Annotated in this window: 13 protein-coding genes; 5 read left to right on the forward strand and 8 right to left on the reverse strand. The window is 45.3% G+C overall.

Annotated features, from left to right (window positions below):
- Nucleotides 1–95: 95 nt before the first annotated feature.
- The 6 genes from KBW69_RS23575 to KBW69_RS01035 form a co-directional block, all read right to left on the reverse strand.
- Nucleotides 96–455 (reverse strand): group II intron maturase-specific domain-containing protein, encoded by a 360-nt coding sequence (locus KBW69_RS23575; RefSeq protein WP_373690662.1) that lies wholly within the window; start codon nt 453–455, stop codon nt 96–98.
- 196 nt (nt 456–651) lie between these two features.
- Complete coding sequence (locus tag KBW69_RS01015) at nt 652–2,403, reverse strand: hypothetical protein (RefSeq protein ID WP_257279591.1); 1,752 nt, start codon at nt 2,401–2,403, stop codon at nt 652–654.
- Between the two features lie 94 nt (nt 2,404–2,497).
- Entirely contained in the window at nt 2,498–3,475 is a 978-nt protein-coding gene (locus KBW69_RS01020) for a DUF3150 domain-containing protein (RefSeq protein WP_257279592.1), read from the reverse strand.
- Nucleotides 3,472–4,476 carry a CbbQ/NirQ/NorQ/GpvN family protein gene (locus KBW69_RS01025; RefSeq protein WP_257279593.1) on the reverse strand — a complete coding sequence of 335 codons (1,005 nt, stop codon included), beginning with the start codon at nt 4,474–4,476 and terminating at the stop codon, nt 3,472–3,474. Before KBW69_RS01025 ends, KBW69_RS01020 begins: the two co-directional genes overlap by 4 nt.
- A gap of 96 nt (nt 4,477–4,572) precedes the next feature.
- Nucleotides 4,573–5,622: a lambda-exonuclease family protein gene (locus KBW69_RS01030; protein ID WP_257279594.1), complete on the reverse strand. Its 1,050-nt coding sequence runs from the start codon at nt 5,620–5,622 to the stop codon at nt 4,573–4,575.
- Between the two features lie 11 nt (nt 5,623–5,633).
- On the reverse strand, nt 5,634–6,614 hold the full coding sequence (locus KBW69_RS01035; protein WP_257279595.1) for a recombinase RecT: 981 nt from the start codon (nt 6,612–6,614) through the stop codon (nt 5,634–5,636).
- Between the two features lie 796 nt (nt 6,615–7,410).
- Here KBW69_RS01035 and KBW69_RS01040 point away from each other — a divergent pair.
- Nucleotides 7,411–7,689, forward strand: coding sequence for a type II toxin-antitoxin system RelE/ParE family toxin (locus KBW69_RS01040; RefSeq protein ID WP_257253225.1), 279 nt, complete (start codon nt 7,411–7,413; stop codon nt 7,687–7,689).
- Entirely contained in the window at nt 7,689–7,994 is a 306-nt protein-coding gene (locus KBW69_RS01045; protein WP_257253227.1) for a HigA family addiction module antitoxin, read from the forward strand. The genes KBW69_RS01040 and KBW69_RS01045 overlap by 1 nt, the downstream gene beginning before the upstream one ends.
- Before the next feature lie 42 nt (nt 7,995–8,036).
- Here the strand turns inward: KBW69_RS01045 and KBW69_RS01050 are convergent, their stop codons facing one another.
- Nucleotides 8,037–9,056 (reverse strand): integrase domain-containing protein, encoded by a 1,020-nt coding sequence (locus tag KBW69_RS01050; protein ID WP_257279596.1) that lies wholly within the window; start codon nt 9,054–9,056, stop codon nt 8,037–8,039.
- A gap of 654 nt (nt 9,057–9,710) precedes the next feature.
- Entirely contained in the window at nt 9,711–10,064 is a 354-nt protein-coding gene (locus tag KBW69_RS01055; protein ID WP_257279597.1) for a hypothetical protein, read from the reverse strand.
- 585 nt (nt 10,065–10,649) lie between these two features.
- Between KBW69_RS01055 and KBW69_RS01060 the strand changes: the two genes are divergently transcribed.
- From KBW69_RS01060 to KBW69_RS01070, 3 genes are read left to right on the forward strand one after another with little or no spacing between them, the layout of a single operon-like run.
- Nucleotides 10,650–12,404 (forward strand): hypothetical protein, encoded by a 1,755-nt coding sequence (locus KBW69_RS01060; RefSeq protein WP_257279598.1) that lies wholly within the window; start codon nt 10,650–10,652, stop codon nt 12,402–12,404.
- Nucleotides 12,401–14,011: a hypothetical protein gene (locus KBW69_RS01065; protein WP_257279599.1), complete on the forward strand. Its 1,611-nt coding sequence runs from the start codon at nt 12,401–12,403 to the stop codon at nt 14,009–14,011. Before KBW69_RS01060 ends, KBW69_RS01065 begins: the two co-directional genes overlap by 4 nt.
- Nucleotides 14,011–19,425, forward strand: a complete 5,415-nt coding sequence (locus tag KBW69_RS01070) for a type IV secretion system DNA-binding domain-containing protein (RefSeq protein WP_257279600.1) — start codon at nt 14,011–14,013, stop codon at nt 19,423–19,425. The genes KBW69_RS01065 and KBW69_RS01070 overlap by 1 nt, the downstream gene beginning before the upstream one ends.
- The last annotated feature ends 1 nt before the right edge of the window (nt 19,426 follow it).

Below are 19,426 nucleotides of genomic sequence, written 5' to 3' on the forward strand. Positions count from 1 at the left end.
TTCATTCTGAAAAGTTCTCATTTATCTAGAAGCCGCCTAAATCCGTTATCAGTAGGTCACAAGCCCTTGTAGCGTTGGGGTTCGCACTATGCGAGTCACCGAGGTTCTTGAAACCTGATCCATAAGTCTTTCAGAGAAACAAGCCCAAGGTTTGCGAGAAAAGTGTCATTCAATGCCTGTTGCACCGCAAAAGTTTTGCTCAACCGGTAATACCCTTTGCTAGTGGCTTCGATCAAAGCAACTTTGATATAAACAAAGCCTAGCTTGATCAGATTTCTACAACGGGTTTTCGGTTTAGACCACTGCTCGATAGAACAGCAACGGATGCTCCGACGTATCCACTGATCCAGTTGCGGTAAAAGGCGATAGTATTCGTTTATTCTGAAATAACCTATGCAGCCCTGAGTATATTCAGCAAGCTTTTTCGCAGGCGGTAGGCCATTGAGACTCCCCAGCTGCGGTCAGTGAGCTTAAGGATTTTCTGCCTAAAAGCAATGCCAGCTCTTCTGTGAATGGCGGATTCTTTTTCCTATGAAAGCAAAACTCAGCCAATCGACTTCACTAGCTTTAACCTTACTGGCAAGCAGGAAAACATTTTCAAAGGGCACTCCCTGCCCGGTTTTATCAATCTCCATCAGCCCGATCCACAACCTATCGAACCAACCAGTCCCTGGCCGATGCGAAGAGAGAGGATTTTAGCTGCCCCAACTGTTCAATCATCAGATTTCTTGGAAACAGCTCCTCCGACAACTGAATACTGATCCCCAGCCCCAAAATATCTATCCCCGAGTACCCACAGCGTTTCACCAAATCAACCACAGCATCATAGTGATCAATATCCGGTGCTCCATCGGTAATCATCAGAATCAAGCGCCTTTCGGCATTTGACTGACAAATCTGATGCACTGCATACCACAACCCTGTGGCCATGGGGGTTGAGTCATGGCTGTCCAGAACAGAGAGTGTTCCTGCAATTCGTAGATCGGACTCCTTGCCTGAAACTATTGGGTATACCCGGTCAGACAGAGTGCCAGGATAGGCAGAAGCGGTCACAGTGACTCCTTTAATCGGCTTTAATGCCATTATCAGAGCCAGAACCGCTTCTCTTGCCAGTTCCATCCGTGGGCCCATGGACGCTGAGATATCGAGAGAAATATGAACAGTCGCATTGGTTTCTATGGATTCTGAACGTCGTTTGAAAAGACGACCATCGTCCAAAGCTATCCTGTGCAGCCGTTTACCATTGATTCTCATACCTCGCTTGCCAATGCGATCTCTGGTTAAGGTTTGCGCCTGAACCAGTCCGGCTAGCTGTGCAGCTAGACGAGCGGATTCTGACTTTACCTTCCAGAGCAAATCCTTTGCGGCCTCTCTGTTTTGATCATTTATGAACACTTCATCAATTCCAGGTGTCGTAGTTATTGCTGACAATCTGGGTGATTGCTTATAACTCCAGCATTCAAGCTGTCCTGCCACGGATTCGTAGAGGTCTTCAGGCCAGTCAACATCGGACGACTCCAGGATTTGTTTCAGAAACGGGTCTTCAGCCTTGTCTGAAGCTTCTCCGTTTGCTGAAACAGATTGATCATCGTTTCCTGACAAATTCTCAGTTTTTATTTCTTTTCCTTCCTCAGAATCGGATTCCAGATCATCATCTGACACAGAATCTGATTTATCCTCCTGATCCTGTGTATCAGAATGCTGAGAATAGGTTTCCTGATCTACTGACGAATTTTCTGTTTTTTCCGCACTTGCCTCACCTGAATCTTCGCTTTCAGAATTTTCATGGCTGAGATTCTGAAATAACGCGATGATCTGGTCAGCCAGACTCAAAGCTTCCTTCGTGCTTTTCAGGTCAGGCACCTTAGCCAAATACTCATCAAGCAAATCCAGTAACTGTCTGGAAAAACAGTCTCTCATCACTTCACGGGCTTTCGCTGCTTCCTGCTCCAAAGCCATCTGTCCCAGCACCTCGTAGCGCAGAATCGACAATAAAGAGTCGTTTAATACCTTCACAGGCGGATCACTCTTTATTGGCGCACCTACACGACCTTCAGCCACTAACTGCCGGATGACTTCTGCGAGCGAAAAGCCAGCGCCGGGGTATTCCTGACTGATTGCTTTTTCGATCCGAATGTCCTCAAGCAGGTTAGTCAGCCTGTGCCGAAGAGCAGAGCCTTCATAGTCCAGATCAAAATCCGTGTAACGCACATGGGCGGCCTCATGACTCAAGAATCCCCAACAAAGGGTTTCCTGTTCACGCTGATGCGGGTCAAAGGCTGGAATCCAGATGCAGTCGCCATCGGTACACGCTTTACGACCAGAGACTTCAACCCGAACACCCATTTTTCTGCCCAATGCACTGCCAACAATTGGGAGTGCTTTTTGTAAAACAGGAGCCATATCCAAATACCTCGTATACATAAAAAAAAGGACATAGCTCCTGCCCAGGCGGGCACTATGTCCCGCTTGGGATGGCTGGCTTACGCCAGCCGGTTCAAAAGTAGAAAGTGGCTGTAGGCACCGTTTCCTCCGATATCACAACCCGTTGCTCTTTGAGAGGTTCTTCCTGAATCTCTATCTCATTTGATGTCGGCGACTGGGCTTGAGGCATTTCCTGTTCCTGCACCTTCACAGGTTCAAGAGCCGTCAACCCTTCCGCACAGCGCTCCATTTGCTGCACAGAACACAGCAGTAAAACCCGCTCCATCAGCTGAGTCAGCACCTCACCCTCCAATGCTCCGTTGTTAGGCAATTGCGATAACCCGGCATCCAGCCGTTGCACTATGGGCGAAATTCCGGGATCAACAAACGACAGACCGTGCAGTTTATCTCTGAGCCGAAGAATCGGATTCAGAGCTTTACGGGTGACTTTGTTTTTCCCTTTGAAGGTCTGCTCAAACAGAGCCTGAGCATCCCGGCTGATTTCTTCTCGCAGTGTGCCACCCAACTGGTTTACCTGTTGATTCAGGTTCTCCGGCTGGGGCGATGCCACTACTTTGTAGGTCGTGTAACCAAAATGAAAACGTTGACCTACATGCTGAGCATCCGGCACGGCACTTCTTATGGCTTCGGCAAAATCAGGATGGGCACTCACCCATTCCTGAATATGCTGGTCATAGCCCGTCAGAAATACCTGCTTTTCCTGGTTAAAGTCCTGCTGAACCTGATCCAGTTTCAGGCTTAAACCTGAAACATAATGATCGGGCACGGCATAACCACCCAGAAACCGCACACCTTCTCTGCCACAGAGTCGACAGGCCTGATCTCTCAGACGATGAAATGGCTTGAGCACTTCCCGTTTACACAGTTTTTTGCTTCCCAGCGATACCACTTCATCAGACGGCAACTGACCACCTTTTCCCAGCACCAAATCCTCTGGTTTCAGACGACGGGCACCCGACCAGATGGAGCAGTCCAAGGCAATCACAGACATTTGATCCAGAACTTTGTCTACAACAGCGTGATCTGTCATGAGTCCACTCCTGAAGACCATAAGTCTCCGAATACATCATGCCCAATCCGATGAATCGCCTGTCGCTCCGCAGGTTCCACTCTGGCAGTCAGGGCTTGTTCCAGCGCATACTCAAATACTCTGGGTGCACCCTGAAACCGGAGTGATAATCTTGCCCAGCGCACCAGTCCACGAGTGGACAAAGTGACACTGAGTTGCGATTCGCCTTCTCCAGCCCTTCCATCAGAGTCACCCGTGAACAGACGACGCACCTCGTTAGCGAGTTTCACCATCTTTTCTCTGACGACAACGGGCAGCTCGGGCACCACCTGGTTAAGAATCATCAGCTCTGTGAATTCGTCAGGAGAATCCACCGAAATCACACGAAACCGATCCAACCAGGCTAATGATTGTCTTAATATGCCCTGATACAGACCACTGCCATCCCCTGCTCCAGCACTGTTACCGGTGGCAACAAACCGGAATCGTGGATGCACCGGAATAATTTCTCCGCCGTTTTGCGCCAATACAAGAGGCGCACCATCCAGCAGATCATACAAACCAGCGAGTTCTGCCGGGTCGGCAACATCCATCTCATCCAGGATCAGAATATGACCGTCTTTTACCGCAATGCTGAGAGCGCCATATTGGAAGGGAGTTGATCCCTTATCCAACACTTTCTGCCCCAGCAAATCATCCAGCTCTAACCTTCCATGAACAGGCACCATCTGCACTGGCCAGTGCAACCTTGCAGCAGCCTGGGAAACCAGACTGGTTTTCCCACACCCTGTCGGACCGCACAAATACAAGCCATCACCCTCCGGATTATCCAGAAACGCCAGCAGCTTCCGCAGCCGGTCTCTGTCAAATACATAAGGCTGAACGGCCGGTACTGCCGGATGCCCGCATTCCTTATAACCTTCGAGCAGGATCAGTTGATTGGAATCCAGATCGAAGGTTTCATTCAGCTCATAAAATGCCGGTTGCAAGCCCACTGGCTCAGACTGAGCATCATTTTCCATTGTTAATATCCTGCACTCTCATAAAACAAAAAAAGGGCAGAAATCTCCCCCGGATGGGGAAAACAACTGCCCCAACCGGGTTAATGAAAATTGGATTCAGAAATAGAAGTTCTGGTGACTGACGGTCGGGCTTAAGATCAACCGATCATTCTCAGACACTTCAATTTCTGACTCTCTGTCGTCCACTCTCTTTTCCAACAAGGTTACCCTTACCTGTTCTCTCGCCTTGCGGCGAAAAGCATCAAGATCGGGCAACGCCAGCTGGTGTTGTTTGCACAATGCTTCCAGCGCTTTCTGATAATCTATGGAACCACTGCATTCACTGCAGCAGATACGTAAACCATCAGACTCAGCTACCCGGAATGCTCCCATCAACTTTTGCAACTCCTGTTGCAGCCGCTTCTGTTGAGACTTCCCGGTTTCCAGCATCCCTTTCAACTCATCGAGACGATACTGACGACGGCGATAGACCATTGCCAGCTTGAGCCAATGCGCATGCTCCGTCGGACCTTCTGGCACATAAACATCCAGATTCGGATCTTTCTCCGGCTCATCACCATCTTCCACAAGTTGCCAGAAAGCTTCTGCCTCCGTCCGCAACTGCTGAATCAGGTGATCGTCCCTGCTGATACAGGCTGGAAGAATCGGCCTACCCTTTCGATAAAAACAGAGCCAGGCGCGATTAGAGTCTGCAACCAACATCTGAAACTGCACTTGTGCAAATGCACGTCGATAGCCTTCCGACTGCCCCTTCAAAGTCTTCACATCCTGATAGACTTTTTCACTTGGCGCTTTCAGTTCTACCGGAATACCGTCCCTGGTCATACCATCAAAACTGGCACGCAGCCTTGGGTTCTGTTCCCACTCCCCACAAACGGGCAAGAGAGGCGCATCGCCCAACGCTTCTTCCATCCGAATCCTTGCGTCGTCTTCATCCTCAATACCGCGTTGAACATGAGGGTTTGCAGATAAATCCGATTCCTTCAGAATCCCTGATTTCTCTGCCCCTTTCTTTTCACACCAAAGCTGCCAACGAGATTTATAAGGCGATTGCCCGAGAATCACAGCAGCATCACTGGCTGTGATACCGCAGCTTCTCCAGTCGAACCATTCCTTTGATCGTTGCTCAAGATTGACCTGCTTCATCACAAATCACCTTAAACAGCTTGTTTTGCTGATTCTGCCTGCGCCACATCCAGCCGGAACAGGCAGTAATTCAGAGCATTACCATCTTCCTTAAACCGCTCCTGGGCAAAACCCTGAGCGGCGGTAAAGGCTCCTGTTCCCCTGGCTCGTTCCACAATCTGCTCAATAAACGACACAACCTGTGGTTCAAGACCATTGGGCTCAGGCACTTCATCACCAGTAATAGCTTTCGCCGGTAATAATTCCCCTGCTATCTCAGCCAGAGTATCATCCAGAACATCCGGTTCTGACGACACAAGCCCAGTTTTTTCCTTCACTTTCTTGCCCGCTGTTTCTGCCAGCTTTGACTCAGGCTCTCGCAGATCAGGCACTGCTTCACCCATCTGGGTTTCCAGCAACCGTTCTGCTTCATCCGGTTCAAATAATCCGCTGAGACCATAGGAAATCCGAATGGCCTGAATCTGAGACTTATGGCGAAGCATTCGCTTAGGACAAGTCTGCCAGGGGCCAGGAAATTTCTTGCCATTCTTTATCACCGCAGGCCGGTACAGCTCATCAAGATACTCACGTACCCGAATCGCATGTTCCCGATCTTTACGGTGAACCGTGCACTCAATCCAGGGATGACAGGGCTTCATATCCTCATCGAACTGGATAAGTTCATCGGGATAACCGAATTCAATCCCATCACTTTCTGGATACGAGTTCATGATGCAAACCCAACCATCGACGGATATCACAGGCAATACTCCGCCTTTTCTGTCGGATAAAGCCCACACCTGCCGTATAAATGGGTTCAAGCCATAGCTGTCTGCCACTGCCAGCAAAGACAACATTTGCTCCCGAGTGGGAACGCTGCCGTTCTTCTGCCGAAACGCAGTTTGCGCCAAGGTATTCAGCAACTCATCTTCACGGAAGCCATAGCGTTCCGCAAAACGAGCCACCAGATCGTTGGCACTGCCACTATCATTAACGACACAAGAATGATTCATAAGAAGCTCTCTCTCACTTTCCTGAAAACAAGATGCAAGACAGAACTTCCCCGCATGACAGAGAAATTCCGCCATGCACGACGGCACGGATGCCGGAGCCAGGGCAACGCAGGAGTAGTTGCCGTGAGGGACGCACGAGACTCTGGCGAAGCCAGAAGCTCATACGACATAGGTGGATCACCGAAGTGATCAATGGACACGAAAACAGACTTTCTCTGCTAACGTCATTTGAAAATTGATGCTCTGAATGCCTGATCGCAAAGCTGACAGGCTGATTCCGGAATGTCATTTCCCTGTGACAACCACCTCACCGCTGCGCGTGTTTTATCTGCCGGATCTGCAAAACACACTGACCTGTGAGATCGTATTCTGATCATTACCGTTGTAGCGGTCTCATCAAGGATGAGGTCACTACGCCATAGATCATATTCCAAAGAGGAGTGGTAACTATAGGACACATGATCGCTAATTCAATTTTTTCGAGTCGCTTCACAACTTGCTCAGGGGTCCAGTCATCGCCGATTCTATCTTCTATTTCAGAGATTCAGCACAGACTGTGTGCGGAATTGCGCTGATCTCATATCAAGCTGCTGATGCGAGTTATGAATCTACCAAGGCAACGGTCTATGCAGCTTGCAACCTGCATGACCTGATTCTATCTACAATCATTATCAAATATTGGCAGAAACGAACGAACTAGTGGTTGCAGATCTAACTAACCTGGAATCTGCGGCATTTAACCATAATAAAATGATTACTAATTGCGCAACAGGGAATTTATAGCTACGTTACAATAATGATCAAAAGCTTTAAACACAAAGGGCTTGAGAAGTTCTACACCAAAGGTTCCAAATCAGGTATAAGACCTTCCCATGCCACCCGAATCAGTGATCGTCTGGCTTTTTTGAATGCAGCAAAAACCATTGATGACATGGATAAACCGGGCTACCGCCTCCATCCGTTGAAGGGCGACCGTGAAGGCCTTTGGGCCGTTAACGTATCAGGTAACTGGCGCATTGTGTTTGAATTTAAAGACGGAGATGCCTACATCGTGAACTACGAGGATTACCACTGATGGCTACACAACAATTTGACCCACCTCACCCAGGAGCATTGATCTACCGCACCTACATTGAGCCATTCACCTCAATGACCGCTAACAGAATTGCCGACCAACTGGGCGTGGCCAGAAGTACTTTCAATCGTTTGCTGAATGAAAAAGCAGGTGTTTCACCGGAAATGGCCATTCGACTGTCCGAAGTACTGGGTGGTTCTGCTGAAAGCTGGATGACACTTCAGGAAAGCTTTGACTTGTGGAAAGCCAGGCAAGTGGTCGATACAGCAAACCTGGAACGTATTGATTTTAGTCAGGTTGCGTAGTGACCGATTCTTCGTGTTGCCCAGTTATTTCAGATCGCTAATTCAACGTCTTTTTTTCGGCAGTTGCCCTTTGCTTCTATCTCGCTGATTACTGCCAATGTAGGCTGAAACCACACTACTTCTGTGATGGCCTAGCAGATCAGCGATGGCCTTCCGGGCTTGAAGATCGCCGTGTTTATCAATGTTGATACCACTTGATAAAACAGGTGCAGAACAACCTGTAATTTGTTGATATTGTTCACAAGCGTAGGCCGCCCGGAGATCATGCCGGTTATTCAGCCCATACTTTTTGAGAACAGGACCACTGTGCATACGCACCAGAGCCAGAAAATCTTCAAGCTTTTTACCGATAGGTATCAGGCAATCGTTGTCGCCCTGCATCCTTACCGCTTGAGACAAAGCCATACGTGCATAGCCGGATACTGGAACCCACCGTTCAACTCGTGAAGGACTGGTAGACGTCGATTTGCCACGTCCGCCTTTTGTACCCCGCTCAATATCGATTTTTCCGCAGGCTTTGTCTTGCTCAAGAGCCCTGCGGCAATCAAGCAATACAGCCTCTCGGGAACGCAGCCCAAGCTCTCGACACAGACCTAAAACGGCTGCTATTCGCTCCTGACCTTTCAAAATTAACTCGGCTTGTGCCTGTGCCAACTTATCCCTGCTTAACTCCGGTGGTTCAGTGCGAATTTTCTCCCGGTTCACCTGTAGAGCCTCAGAAGGTTTAATCCTTATATCTTCATTGCCTCGCAGCGCCTTCAAAACCACATTGCAGGTAGACAGCAGATTCTGTGCTGTGGCAACAGATAATGGTCTGCCCTGCCCTTCCAGCCTTGCCCGTAGATAAACGGCATAGTGCTTCAATGTCTGGTTATTCACCTGATGGGCTTCACAAATATTTCGGGCCTGACTCCAGGCACAAAACTGTTTCCATCGCTCAGAGTGGGTGGCCACCGTACAAAATTGACCCGGCATCATTGCCCTGAGTGCATTACGCCCAGCATAAGACAACTGTCGGCCAAAACCAAAATTATGGCCGTTACGGCTTAAAAAATGAGACACAACTCTACCCCTCCATCCCAATCTGGCATATCGGACAATCAGTCCCGAAACCCTGAACAAAGTTCAATTCGAAGCCACATCACGCAGTGGCCAGACGGGACAGCCTGTAACGCAAGGGTTGCGGGCAGTGACGCTCATTGCTCCAGAGAGCTGAGCTTTGCTGATGCCAGCAGCTGAGGCGGTTGCTGTTATAACCAATACTGAAGAATGGCCGGGTTTAGCATGCTCGCCTGCTTATAAAAAAGTTGATCAAATCATCAGAAAGTGCCGATAAAAGACACTGGTCTGGCTGTAGGGTACGGATGCCAATATATCCAGAAAGGGTCTCTTGAAACGGCTTTTTGAAAATGCGCTGCAACCGGATTTCAGTGCGCACTTACCTGTGTCCCGATGTAATGGGTGATGGCAAACACAGGTATTCACGCTCTGAGAAATGGTCAGCAAATGTGACACGTTATTCTGACGAACAGAACAACCCAGTAGCCAGAGTGATTAGGCTCCGACAACATCGCAGCAGAGAGCCTGCTGATTGAAAAGACTCGCAAAGAGTGGTAGGTGCCTCACGGCAACAAGTGGACTTCTGCGGAGTTTAACGTCGAAGTCTTAACCTCTCCTGCTATCGCAGAATGCCTTTTTTAGTGAAACACGTCTGTTTTAAGTGACAGAACACTGGAGATAAAAATAATAGCAGATACACCAGTTCAGGAAAGCACTAATGCCCATACAGATCAGAACGTGTTTTGACGTAGTCCCGTAAAACGGTAATGTGGCCGGTGTATCCTTGCTCTTTGAGTTCAGCGAAGATGATCTCGGCATTCCAGACGTTATCTGCCAAAAATGCATAACCAGCGGTTTATAGCCTTCCAGCTTACCGGCATGAACCCCGGATTTACGCTTGATAGGCAACCCCCGGCATTTTAGTGCCCGTTGAACGATACCGACAGAGCGCCCTGTCTGGCAGGCAAAGTCTTCAAGATAGCAGCCTTTGTTTCTGGCTGGCTTTATCATAAACTAGCCTTCTCGGTTGATCACGGTCTTCTTCCCTGGGTGCTGATAACACTAAAGGATTCTGCCATGAAGTGGTTAATCGAGAGGTCATCTCAAACCGGTGTTTTCAGGTCAACTTTGGGCAGGGGTAATACTGATCACGAAAAGACTGACAGCCACACCTATTATCTTATCATCGGCAAATTCTATGCCGTTTTTTTAGGTTTTGGAATTACTATTCTGGGGCGTCCATGTGTAGTACTTTGCGGATGCGTCGTTTTGAGCACGGGTATTTTGCCTTAACAGCACAGCGGTCGCCTCCTCCAACTCTTTCTACCTTGTGTTTTCAGGTCGTAAAGCGGAACCTAAGTCTTGCTATCAAGGCCTCAGAAAATCTGGCACAATCGAACCATTTACTTACCAAATGACAATTTGCATTAAGCTATGAGACTTTCGCCCGTTCAGCAAAGTTATGACTGACAAGCCTCATGGCGGTAGCGTGAGAAAATTATGGAATTTTTCACGGCAAAACTACTCAGACATAGCACTCAAAAGTATTTTTGAATAAATATTTGTATATGATCCCCGAACAGAAGACAGCTAAACATGTCAAATAATTACATTTCTTACCTTAATTCGTTACATAATCTTGGAGCCGGTGGGGCAAATGCGCTAGCCGAGTCACAAGCACTGAATGAATACTTTACAGGGCTATATGAGCCTTTCCCCATAGTTGATCCACTTCTTAAATCTTTGAGAAACGATCAGGATAAAGTCATTATCCTCACGGGGCACGCAGGGGATGGTAAATCCACGGTAGCTCTCGATATCTATAAAAATCTAAGTGGACTTTCTGCTTCTGAACCTCTCTCAAACCCTTTGAAAAAACTCGAGGTCATCGAGAGTGCAAACGTATCCATTGTGAAGGATATGAGTGAACTCAGTACAGAGGATAGGCAAAACTGGCTAACAAAGGCCTTTCAGGAAGACGGCAGCTGGTTGATTGTAAGTAATACTGGACCTCTGCTTCAGAGTCTCCTCAAATACTCGGAAGGTCATAGTCAAAGTCATCAAATTGAAAGTGACATTCTTGAGAGTCTAAGTCAGGACGTAAACCCATCAGATCTTTCTGAACATACGATAAAATATTTTGAAAAGGACCTGATTATTTTAAACCTAACTCGACTAGATAATGTCAGGTTAGGGGCGAAACTGCTCAATAAAATCACTAGCCACTCCGGATGGAGCAAGTGTGAAGAGTGTAGCGAGAGTAAATCGTGCCCAATCAAGAGAAACCAGTCAGCGTTAGTGTCTGCCGGTGAAACACCTGAGCAGAGAGTACGCTGGGTTTATCAGAGACTCAATGCATACGAACACAGGCTGACCTTGCGACAAATTGTTGCCCACATAGCATTAGGAATAACGGCAGGAATGAGTTGTGAGCAAGCTAAAGCCGGTATTGGAGATACAGATAGCTCTGGATTAGAAAAGGTGTTATTTAGTGAGTCATTCTTTGGCTACAAAAATGGAAAGGTCTGGCCTGAAGCTCAAAATTTACACGCCATTGCTTTGTTGCACCGTGAACTTTTCGGTTCACCTGCCGGGGTAGAATATGACCGCCTAATTACAACCGACGCAGGTATGGGCTGGGCTGAAATCCCTGAAGAACTTCGAAATCTGGAGCGACTTTGGCAGCAAACTTCATCAGCTAGCTCTGGTTTGCGTTGGCGATATGCTTTAAGGCGTTTGTGCTATCTATTTGGGACAACAAAACAGAGCGAAACTAGAAAAGCTTCCTTATTCCTTGATAATTTTCTGATCTCTGAGGAGCTAAGAGACTTTGATGAATGGCAAAATGCAAAAAAACTAACCCTATCCTCAAAAGAATCAAGAGCATTAGAAAAATCCTGTTTAAGCGTCCTCCTCGAAGTTTTTTCTGGATTCAGTGTTGGTCAATTCAAGGATCATGACAAAATATATTTAACTCTCCGTCGATCAGATAAAGCTGTGATACAGCCCACTCAGCTAATTATAAAAACATTGCCTTTTCGTGACTTTCGTCTTCAATATTGCTCTCGCAGAAGCATGCCAATATTAAGTTATGACCGAGACAAGGCTATATTACCCCTATCATTACCCCTTCTTGATTATATTAAGCAGAGAAGCTCAGGGGAATTAGGTACAGAACTGTCACCTATTTATCAATCACAGTTGGATGCTTTCCAATCCGCCCTCATAAGAGCTGGAAAATCTGATAGTTACGATGATGAAATCGAGCTGTTGCAAACAGGTGTAGATGGCGTTGTTCATTTACATCGCTTTGTCCTAGATGCAGAAAACAACTCTTTGGAAAAGCTATGAATTCAGAAATGGTAGAAAAGATGAATATACCTTTTTCATCACTAGATCGTTTTCCTTCTGTCAAAGGGCAAAAGGAAGATGGCAAAAATAACCCAGCAATACAACTCTATGGGCGAAGATACTTTAAAGATCAAACCTCTGTAGAGTATCTAGCTGAACTCCTGCTAGTTTTCCTTTCTCCCAAAGGGGATGATCAAAATAATGAATATAGCTTCTCTATAGCAAATGATAAGCTGGGGAAATATTGGCCAAAAGCAAAAACGTCATTAAAGCTATTCTCTTTTTTTTCTGGTTCTAAGTTAGAAACTCGGCACCCAGAACATCAGATTGCTTACCTACAGGCTTTGACTGCTCTGAAGGATAATATGGATTTTTCAGATAATGAAAAGGACAATGTTATAAGACTATTTCAGAGTTTACTGGGTGGCTTTGTAGGTGTATCGAAAAACAGAACCTGGGTAGCACAAAATTTCTTACCGCTATCTCCTTCGCTCATCGCTCGAGAAGTTGGTTGGCGTCATTCAGATGCAATAAAAGCAGGCATTAATCACTGGTCGGAAGCTGAACAGCATTTTGACACCTCTAGCCATATGTTTATGGCTAGAGGTGGTGAAATGTTGTTTTTACAGCTATCACATCTTTTTTCAAAATCAGACACTACTATAAAATCCTATTTTGAAAATAATACTGCCTATAAGCACCTCAGTGATGTTTCTAACTCATCTCTTAAGCAACAGATTGAAGATGGTTTAAAATCTCTTCTAACAGGTGCTGTAAAGCCTGTTGCTGAAATTGCATCATTTATAGAAAAATCCCTAGAGCAACTATCATTCGATGAACTTGAGAAAAAGGAAGCATCATTAGGCTGGGTACCAACAACCACAATCCCAGAAGCATTCCTATTTGCCATTGAGCTGAATAATATCGTAAATTCCTCTCTTTCTGATCTCGAGAAACTGGACCTATTACAAACATTATGCTCAATGCAGGTGCTTAGGAATTTATGTTTCCAAGCATACCGTACAGAGCATAGAAACAATGAAGTACAGCCTTTCATTGGTCAATATGCTTGGGTAGTTTCCGATCCTAAAACACCACCTGATAATGGCATCAGAAAAATAGCACAAAAATCATTTGAACAGATTGAGGAGGTGTTGTACAGGGCATTATCAAATGTATCTGATATGATGGCTGAGTCTGGAGCAACAGACATCAAAATGAATGATGCATTAAAGCATGGCTTTCAGATTTTCCGGAAAACAGCAAAAGATATTGGACTCGTTATCCCTCCTGCTGGTCAAGGGCAACGATTTGTTTTAACCCCTAAGTTATTACGCTTCTTGGTGATTTCTCTTATAGAGCCTGGACAGAGGGTTCGCTTAACTGAATTTTATAAACGAGTTTTCGCTCACTATGGCATTGCGTTAGGTGAATTACAGTTAGCTACCGCTTTGTCACAGACTAGCAATCAAAATGAATCTCAACAGTATGCAATTGCTGCTGATACCACATGGGTCGAAGAATCGCTACAGCAAGGTGGCTTTTTGGTTGAACTCTCAGACGCAGTATCCATCGTTGTTAACCTTGTCGGTATGGAGCAATCTTAATGAATTTATATATTGAATCACTGTCAGATTACTTGATTTCTAAAGCAGACGATGTTTTAAATCAGGAGTCAGGCGACAAGGAAGCCCGTTTCATAGTACAAAGCCTTTCACCTAGTGAAGTTTTTAGCTTTTTTGAAAACCTTGAAGAATACCGTGTCAAAAAAAAACAAACTCAAAATATAAAAACTTACTTTAGAGTTGCTAGTGGCTTATGGGAGGACTGGTGCAAAAATGAATCATCGCAGTCACTGGATGATCAGATGCGTCAGCGCGGAGCAATAACTTCTGACGGCAACAGAAAATGGATTGATGAAGAAGATAAATTAACATGGTATCGAAACCGTACTGCAAAGGATGAGCAAACGGATGCATTGCTGGTCGTATTAGTTGGTTTGAATCATGCCACAGACCAAGGTGGCCTATCTGATTTCCATATAGTTGATGAAAAACGCATATGGCAAAGTATGGATCAGTGTTTCAACCCTTGGCTAGATCGGGTTAATTCAGAGCTTGATCTCTGTGCTTCAGACACCGAGTTAGGAGCGCTTGAATCCGCCTTGCAGCAAATATTCAGTGAACGCCCTATGCGTTTAAATAAGGTAGCTGAATATCTTGAACGAGTTGTTTCGGATAATAGTGAATGCTCTGGCGTCTCTGAGTTTAAAGAAGCTTTATTCCAAAGCCTACCGTTTTGGGGAATTCCTCCTCTGCTATCAGAAAACTCAAAAGACTTAAATGGTAGCAATTTAAAAAAATCGATCAAAGAAGCTGACAGTTTCATTTCTCACAAAAAATACAAGACTTTAGCCAGTCAAAAAAAAGATTGGGAGAAAATCACTAAAGCTTTAGATGATAATGAATCTGAACTCTTTGCCATTTCTGAAGAAAATGAAAACTACAAAGATTTACTCGAAAGCTTTATTTTTAAAGCAAGTGATGACGCAAGAAATAAGTTACTTCAGATCAATGCACTCCCTTTACTCAAAACACTGAGGATAAGGGAAAGAAAACCTGGAGTTCGAAGCACCATTCCAACATATTCAGGAATGAGTTTTGAGGCATTTCTTCATGGAATATGGCAATCTTTTTCTGATTTCTCGAGAGCATATAGTAAAGATGACATTGATGATCTTGCTTCAGCCCACATCGAGTTAATCCAGTTCCAACATGATCTAATCGATAATGATGAGGAGGGAGAAGGGGCAGAAGAACAAGCAAGACAAATCCTGTCGGGATGCATTGGAGGACTTGATAACGTCTTCAAAAGTATCGATTTCAGGCTTCCGGAAGATGAAGACCAGGCCTTGCTGCCAAGCAATCAATGGGAAAGGAGTGTTCCTATTGACCTGATATATGATCTTGACGAAATAAAGTATGGTGTAAGCCGCAAGCGTGCTAATCTCAGGTTCAAAGTGTGCTTGTTAAACTCTGATAAGGAGTCAATTCTAGAATCCGTTTTTTGCTGGCGCCTAGATTCTACTCAGCCTGAACGTGTCCGCTTTATGTGTGCCAGGGATGTCCTTAGAAAATGGCAGAAATCACCAAATCCGGAACGCCTGCTCCCCTCTTACAAAATATCTGCCTCAGCAATGGCTGCTATCTATTATGCTGTTGATGAAGAGGAAGCTAATCGATTGGTCTCTCTCGCCTTAACAGACTTGCAATTAGTTAATATGTTAGAAGAATTGTCGGCAGGGCAAGTTGACCCTCAGTTATGGACTCAGCTGAGTTTGTTAATTTCTGACTATCGTAGTTGGCTGGATACTGTTGTTCATACTGGCTACTACGAGGCAATGCAAAATAATCAGGTTGCAAGCCTAATTGATTCATATAGTACGTTTACCAAAGCAGTTCTTGATACTGATAAGCGAGGTGGGCCAGAGTTACTCAGAAGAGTCTACAAAGCTTTTTTCCTTGTTGATGAATTAGCTCAAGCTAATGACAGCTACATCAAATCCGCAATAGCATGGGGGCTTAGTCCTTGCGTCCTTGAACTATCTAGTGCCCAAACTCGATTTTTAGCGGATGGCTTCCCTGAAGTGCTAGCGGAGCTATTACTTAGTGAAAATCACGAATCAGACTTTGGAAAACTTCTTGATCTGGCTAAAATTCACCGCCCACTTGCAGGAATCGCTGTAAACCAACAGGGCCTTCTATCAGCTGAGATACATTCATTTGGCTTAATTCATTGTCTTGGTGAAGAACCGTCAACTGCTAATAGTCTTGCTGCTCAAGCTCTTCTTCGCGAAGACGATGTAGACGACGATGATGTCAGAGAAGTTGTGCGCCCTTGCGAAGAAAGGGATTTGGTTGTTCGTGTATTACAAGATTATCAAAAACTACATCCTTATGCTCAAGATGGATTAAGAATTCTTGCTGTCAATGTCAAAGAGCTTCAGACAATCTTATCAGGGGTGGACAAATTTTTACATGATTACCTTGCAGATAATTCAGATGAATGGCCTGCATTTCATTGCACGATCATGGTTTATTCTACATCATCGTCACCATTATCAATGGAGTATCGTCTTGGTCTTTGGCGTGATCACATTACAGAACGTCACCGGGAGAAAGGGCGTTCAGTCAACATAAAGATTGGTCACAGGTTTACACCAAGAGAACAAATCACTGATGTATTAAACCAAGAAAAACGCTTATATGATGTCGCTTTCTTGTTTAACTTTTTAACAGATCAGTTAACAGGAAAAGTAGAAGTTGCCGAGCCCTTTGAATTCAGTTTTGGGGATTGGAGTGGCTTGCAGTTCCCTATAGCGGATTACCCGAGGCCAATCAATGATGGAAATAGAAACCATAGACAAAGCCTTATCAGTAATCGTCGATTACAGGTTCAAGCACGCCATGCTGACATGACAGCTCGTTTGTCATATGGCAACAATTCCGGTAACAGCGACCATGTTGTATACGGTCAGGTAGATTACCAGCCATGGGCTCCAATTGTTGAAGCTCTTCATAAACAGGCTCAATGGATCGCCTGTATTGATCCATTTGTTGACAAGCGTTTACTTGTTGATGAAAGAGGTCAGGAACGAAGAAAAATTGTTGGATTTTCATCTGGTCTGGGCTCCTATGGAGAACTCAATCTAACACTGTCAACAGAACAAGATTCGTTGAAGCAGCTCACAGATAAAGTCGAAGGGAGCCTTGTTCACCTGCTAGCTCATGAGAATCCAGATGCTTTTGGCACAATGGCCGCAAGAATTGTTGGTGAAGCAGAAGAAATTATAGGCCTTGCATCTTTAAGAGCTGTTGTAGGCGATGGTGAGAAAATACGCGAGGTGGTCGGCTTTGCCGCAGTACAGCGTTTATTAGCTAAACCTGTAGGTCAAGCAACACAGCTAATCCCTCTCGACTCAATGCTTCACTGGTTTTCAGGTAAAGAAAACGGCATCATGCCAGACTTGCTACAATTGAGCCTTGAATTTAGGGAAAATGATATTCCTCTTGTTCACGCTCATGTTATTGAATGCAAGTTTGCCAAATACAGCGTTGCCCATATTCATAAAGCATCAGAGCAGCTTCATGAGGGCCTGCGCCACCTAACATCCATTTTCACGCCAAAGCACAGCAAAGTAAAAGGTTATGGGTTTAATCGGCGCTACTGGTGGGCGCAGTTGCACAGAGCAATATCCTCTCGCTCTGTCGTTAGCCTGTCAGAGCAAGAATGGGGCAAAATGGATCTTGCTCTGGAGAAGCTTGCTGAAGGTGATTTTGAAATTCAATGGCAAGGTTCTATCTGCACCTTCTGGACTGATCAAGAGCTAGCAAATGCAACTCTAACCAATATTCCGATGCAGAAAGCTACAATACAGCCTGTTTTTGATATACCAACAGATTTTTACCTTCAACATTTTGAGCTTGGATACCGAGGAGTATCTGAATTATTCTCTGATACCGTCGAAAAATCAGCTTCTCTGATTTCTTCTAATGTACCTAATGTATCTTTAAGGCCTGAAAATACTCAGATTGATTTTTCTCAGCCTTCATCATTTGAAAGCACTGATTCATCTGAAACAAACTCCATATCGGATGTTGAGGCTAGCAATCATGTAGAAGAGCACAGCTCACGTGAAGAAACATGTTCTGAATCCAAAGTAGTGGTTAACGAAAAACCCAATAAATCTGAGCAAGAACCTGATATTGATGATGATAACTTGGATGAGCAGGATGAGATTGATACCCCCTCCTTTGAACATGACTGCTTAACCGAGTACTTATTAACGGATCGTGTTTTTTCTAAACAATCAGTATCAACAAATCTGGTAAAGAACACATTATCTGTTCCAGATAAAATCCTTATCGGAACCCGAAAAAATGATCAGCCAGTCTACTGGCATTATGGCCACAAACAGCTGGCAAACCGTCACCTGCTACTATTTGGCACATCTGGATCAGGCAAGACTTACGGTATTCAGTGCTTACTGTCTGAACTTGCCAAGCAGCATATTCGATCAGTAATTATCGATTATACGGATGGCTTTCTGCCAAATCAGGTTGAAGAACAGTTTTCTGAATTCACAGTACCCAAAAACCACTTTGTTGTTACGGATAAATTGCCACTGAATCCATTCAGAAAACAAACCCAGATCATTGACCCGTCGATACCGCCTATTGAAGAGTCTGCGTATCAAGTTGCCACAAGGGTTGCGAGTATTTTTGCCTCTGTATTCATGATTGGCGACCAACAATTCGCCGCATTGCGACGAGTTTTACAAGAAGGCATTGAAAGAAGTTCTGACTTCACTTTTGAAGATATGCTTTCAGGTTTGAGAAATGACAGCAGTAACGGAGAGACATTAGCAAGCAAGCTCGAGCCTCTTATTGAAGCCAAGCCTTTTAGACAAGAAGAAGACTCCACCTGGGATGAGATGATTTACTCACCAGACAATCTTGTTCATACCTTGCAGCTGAAGGGTCTGGGCAAAGAAATCCAGAAAATGGTCACTGAGTTTGCCCTATGGGATCTTTGGGATTATGCCCAAAGTACTGGAAGTAAGAATCGTCCAATTCCCGTTGTATTGGATGAAATACAAAATCTTGACCACAGCAGCGACTCACCCATCGATAAGATGCTTCGCGAAGGGCGTAAATTCGGTTTGTCTATGATTTTGGCAACTCAAACAACCAGTCAGTTCACTCAGGAGCAGCGAGATAGATTGTTCCAAGCTGGACATAAGTTATTCTTTAAGCCTGCTACTACCGAGGTTGATAGATTTGCCCAAATACTTTCTCAGGCAACGGATATCAGTAAGTCTGATTGGGCGAAGCGACTATCCAAACTTGAGAAAGGCCAGTGTTGGTCATTAGGCCCTGTGCTTAAGTCTGGCGGAACATTCAAGGAAGAGGCTGTACTTGTCAATGTTACAGCTCTAGAGCAACGTGATACAGGGGCTTGAG

This window comes from Endozoicomonas sp. ISHI1, from assembly GCF_024606225.1.
In the GTDB taxonomy this organism is placed as follows: domain Bacteria; phylum Pseudomonadota; class Gammaproteobacteria; order Pseudomonadales; family Endozoicomonadaceae; genus Endozoicomonas_A.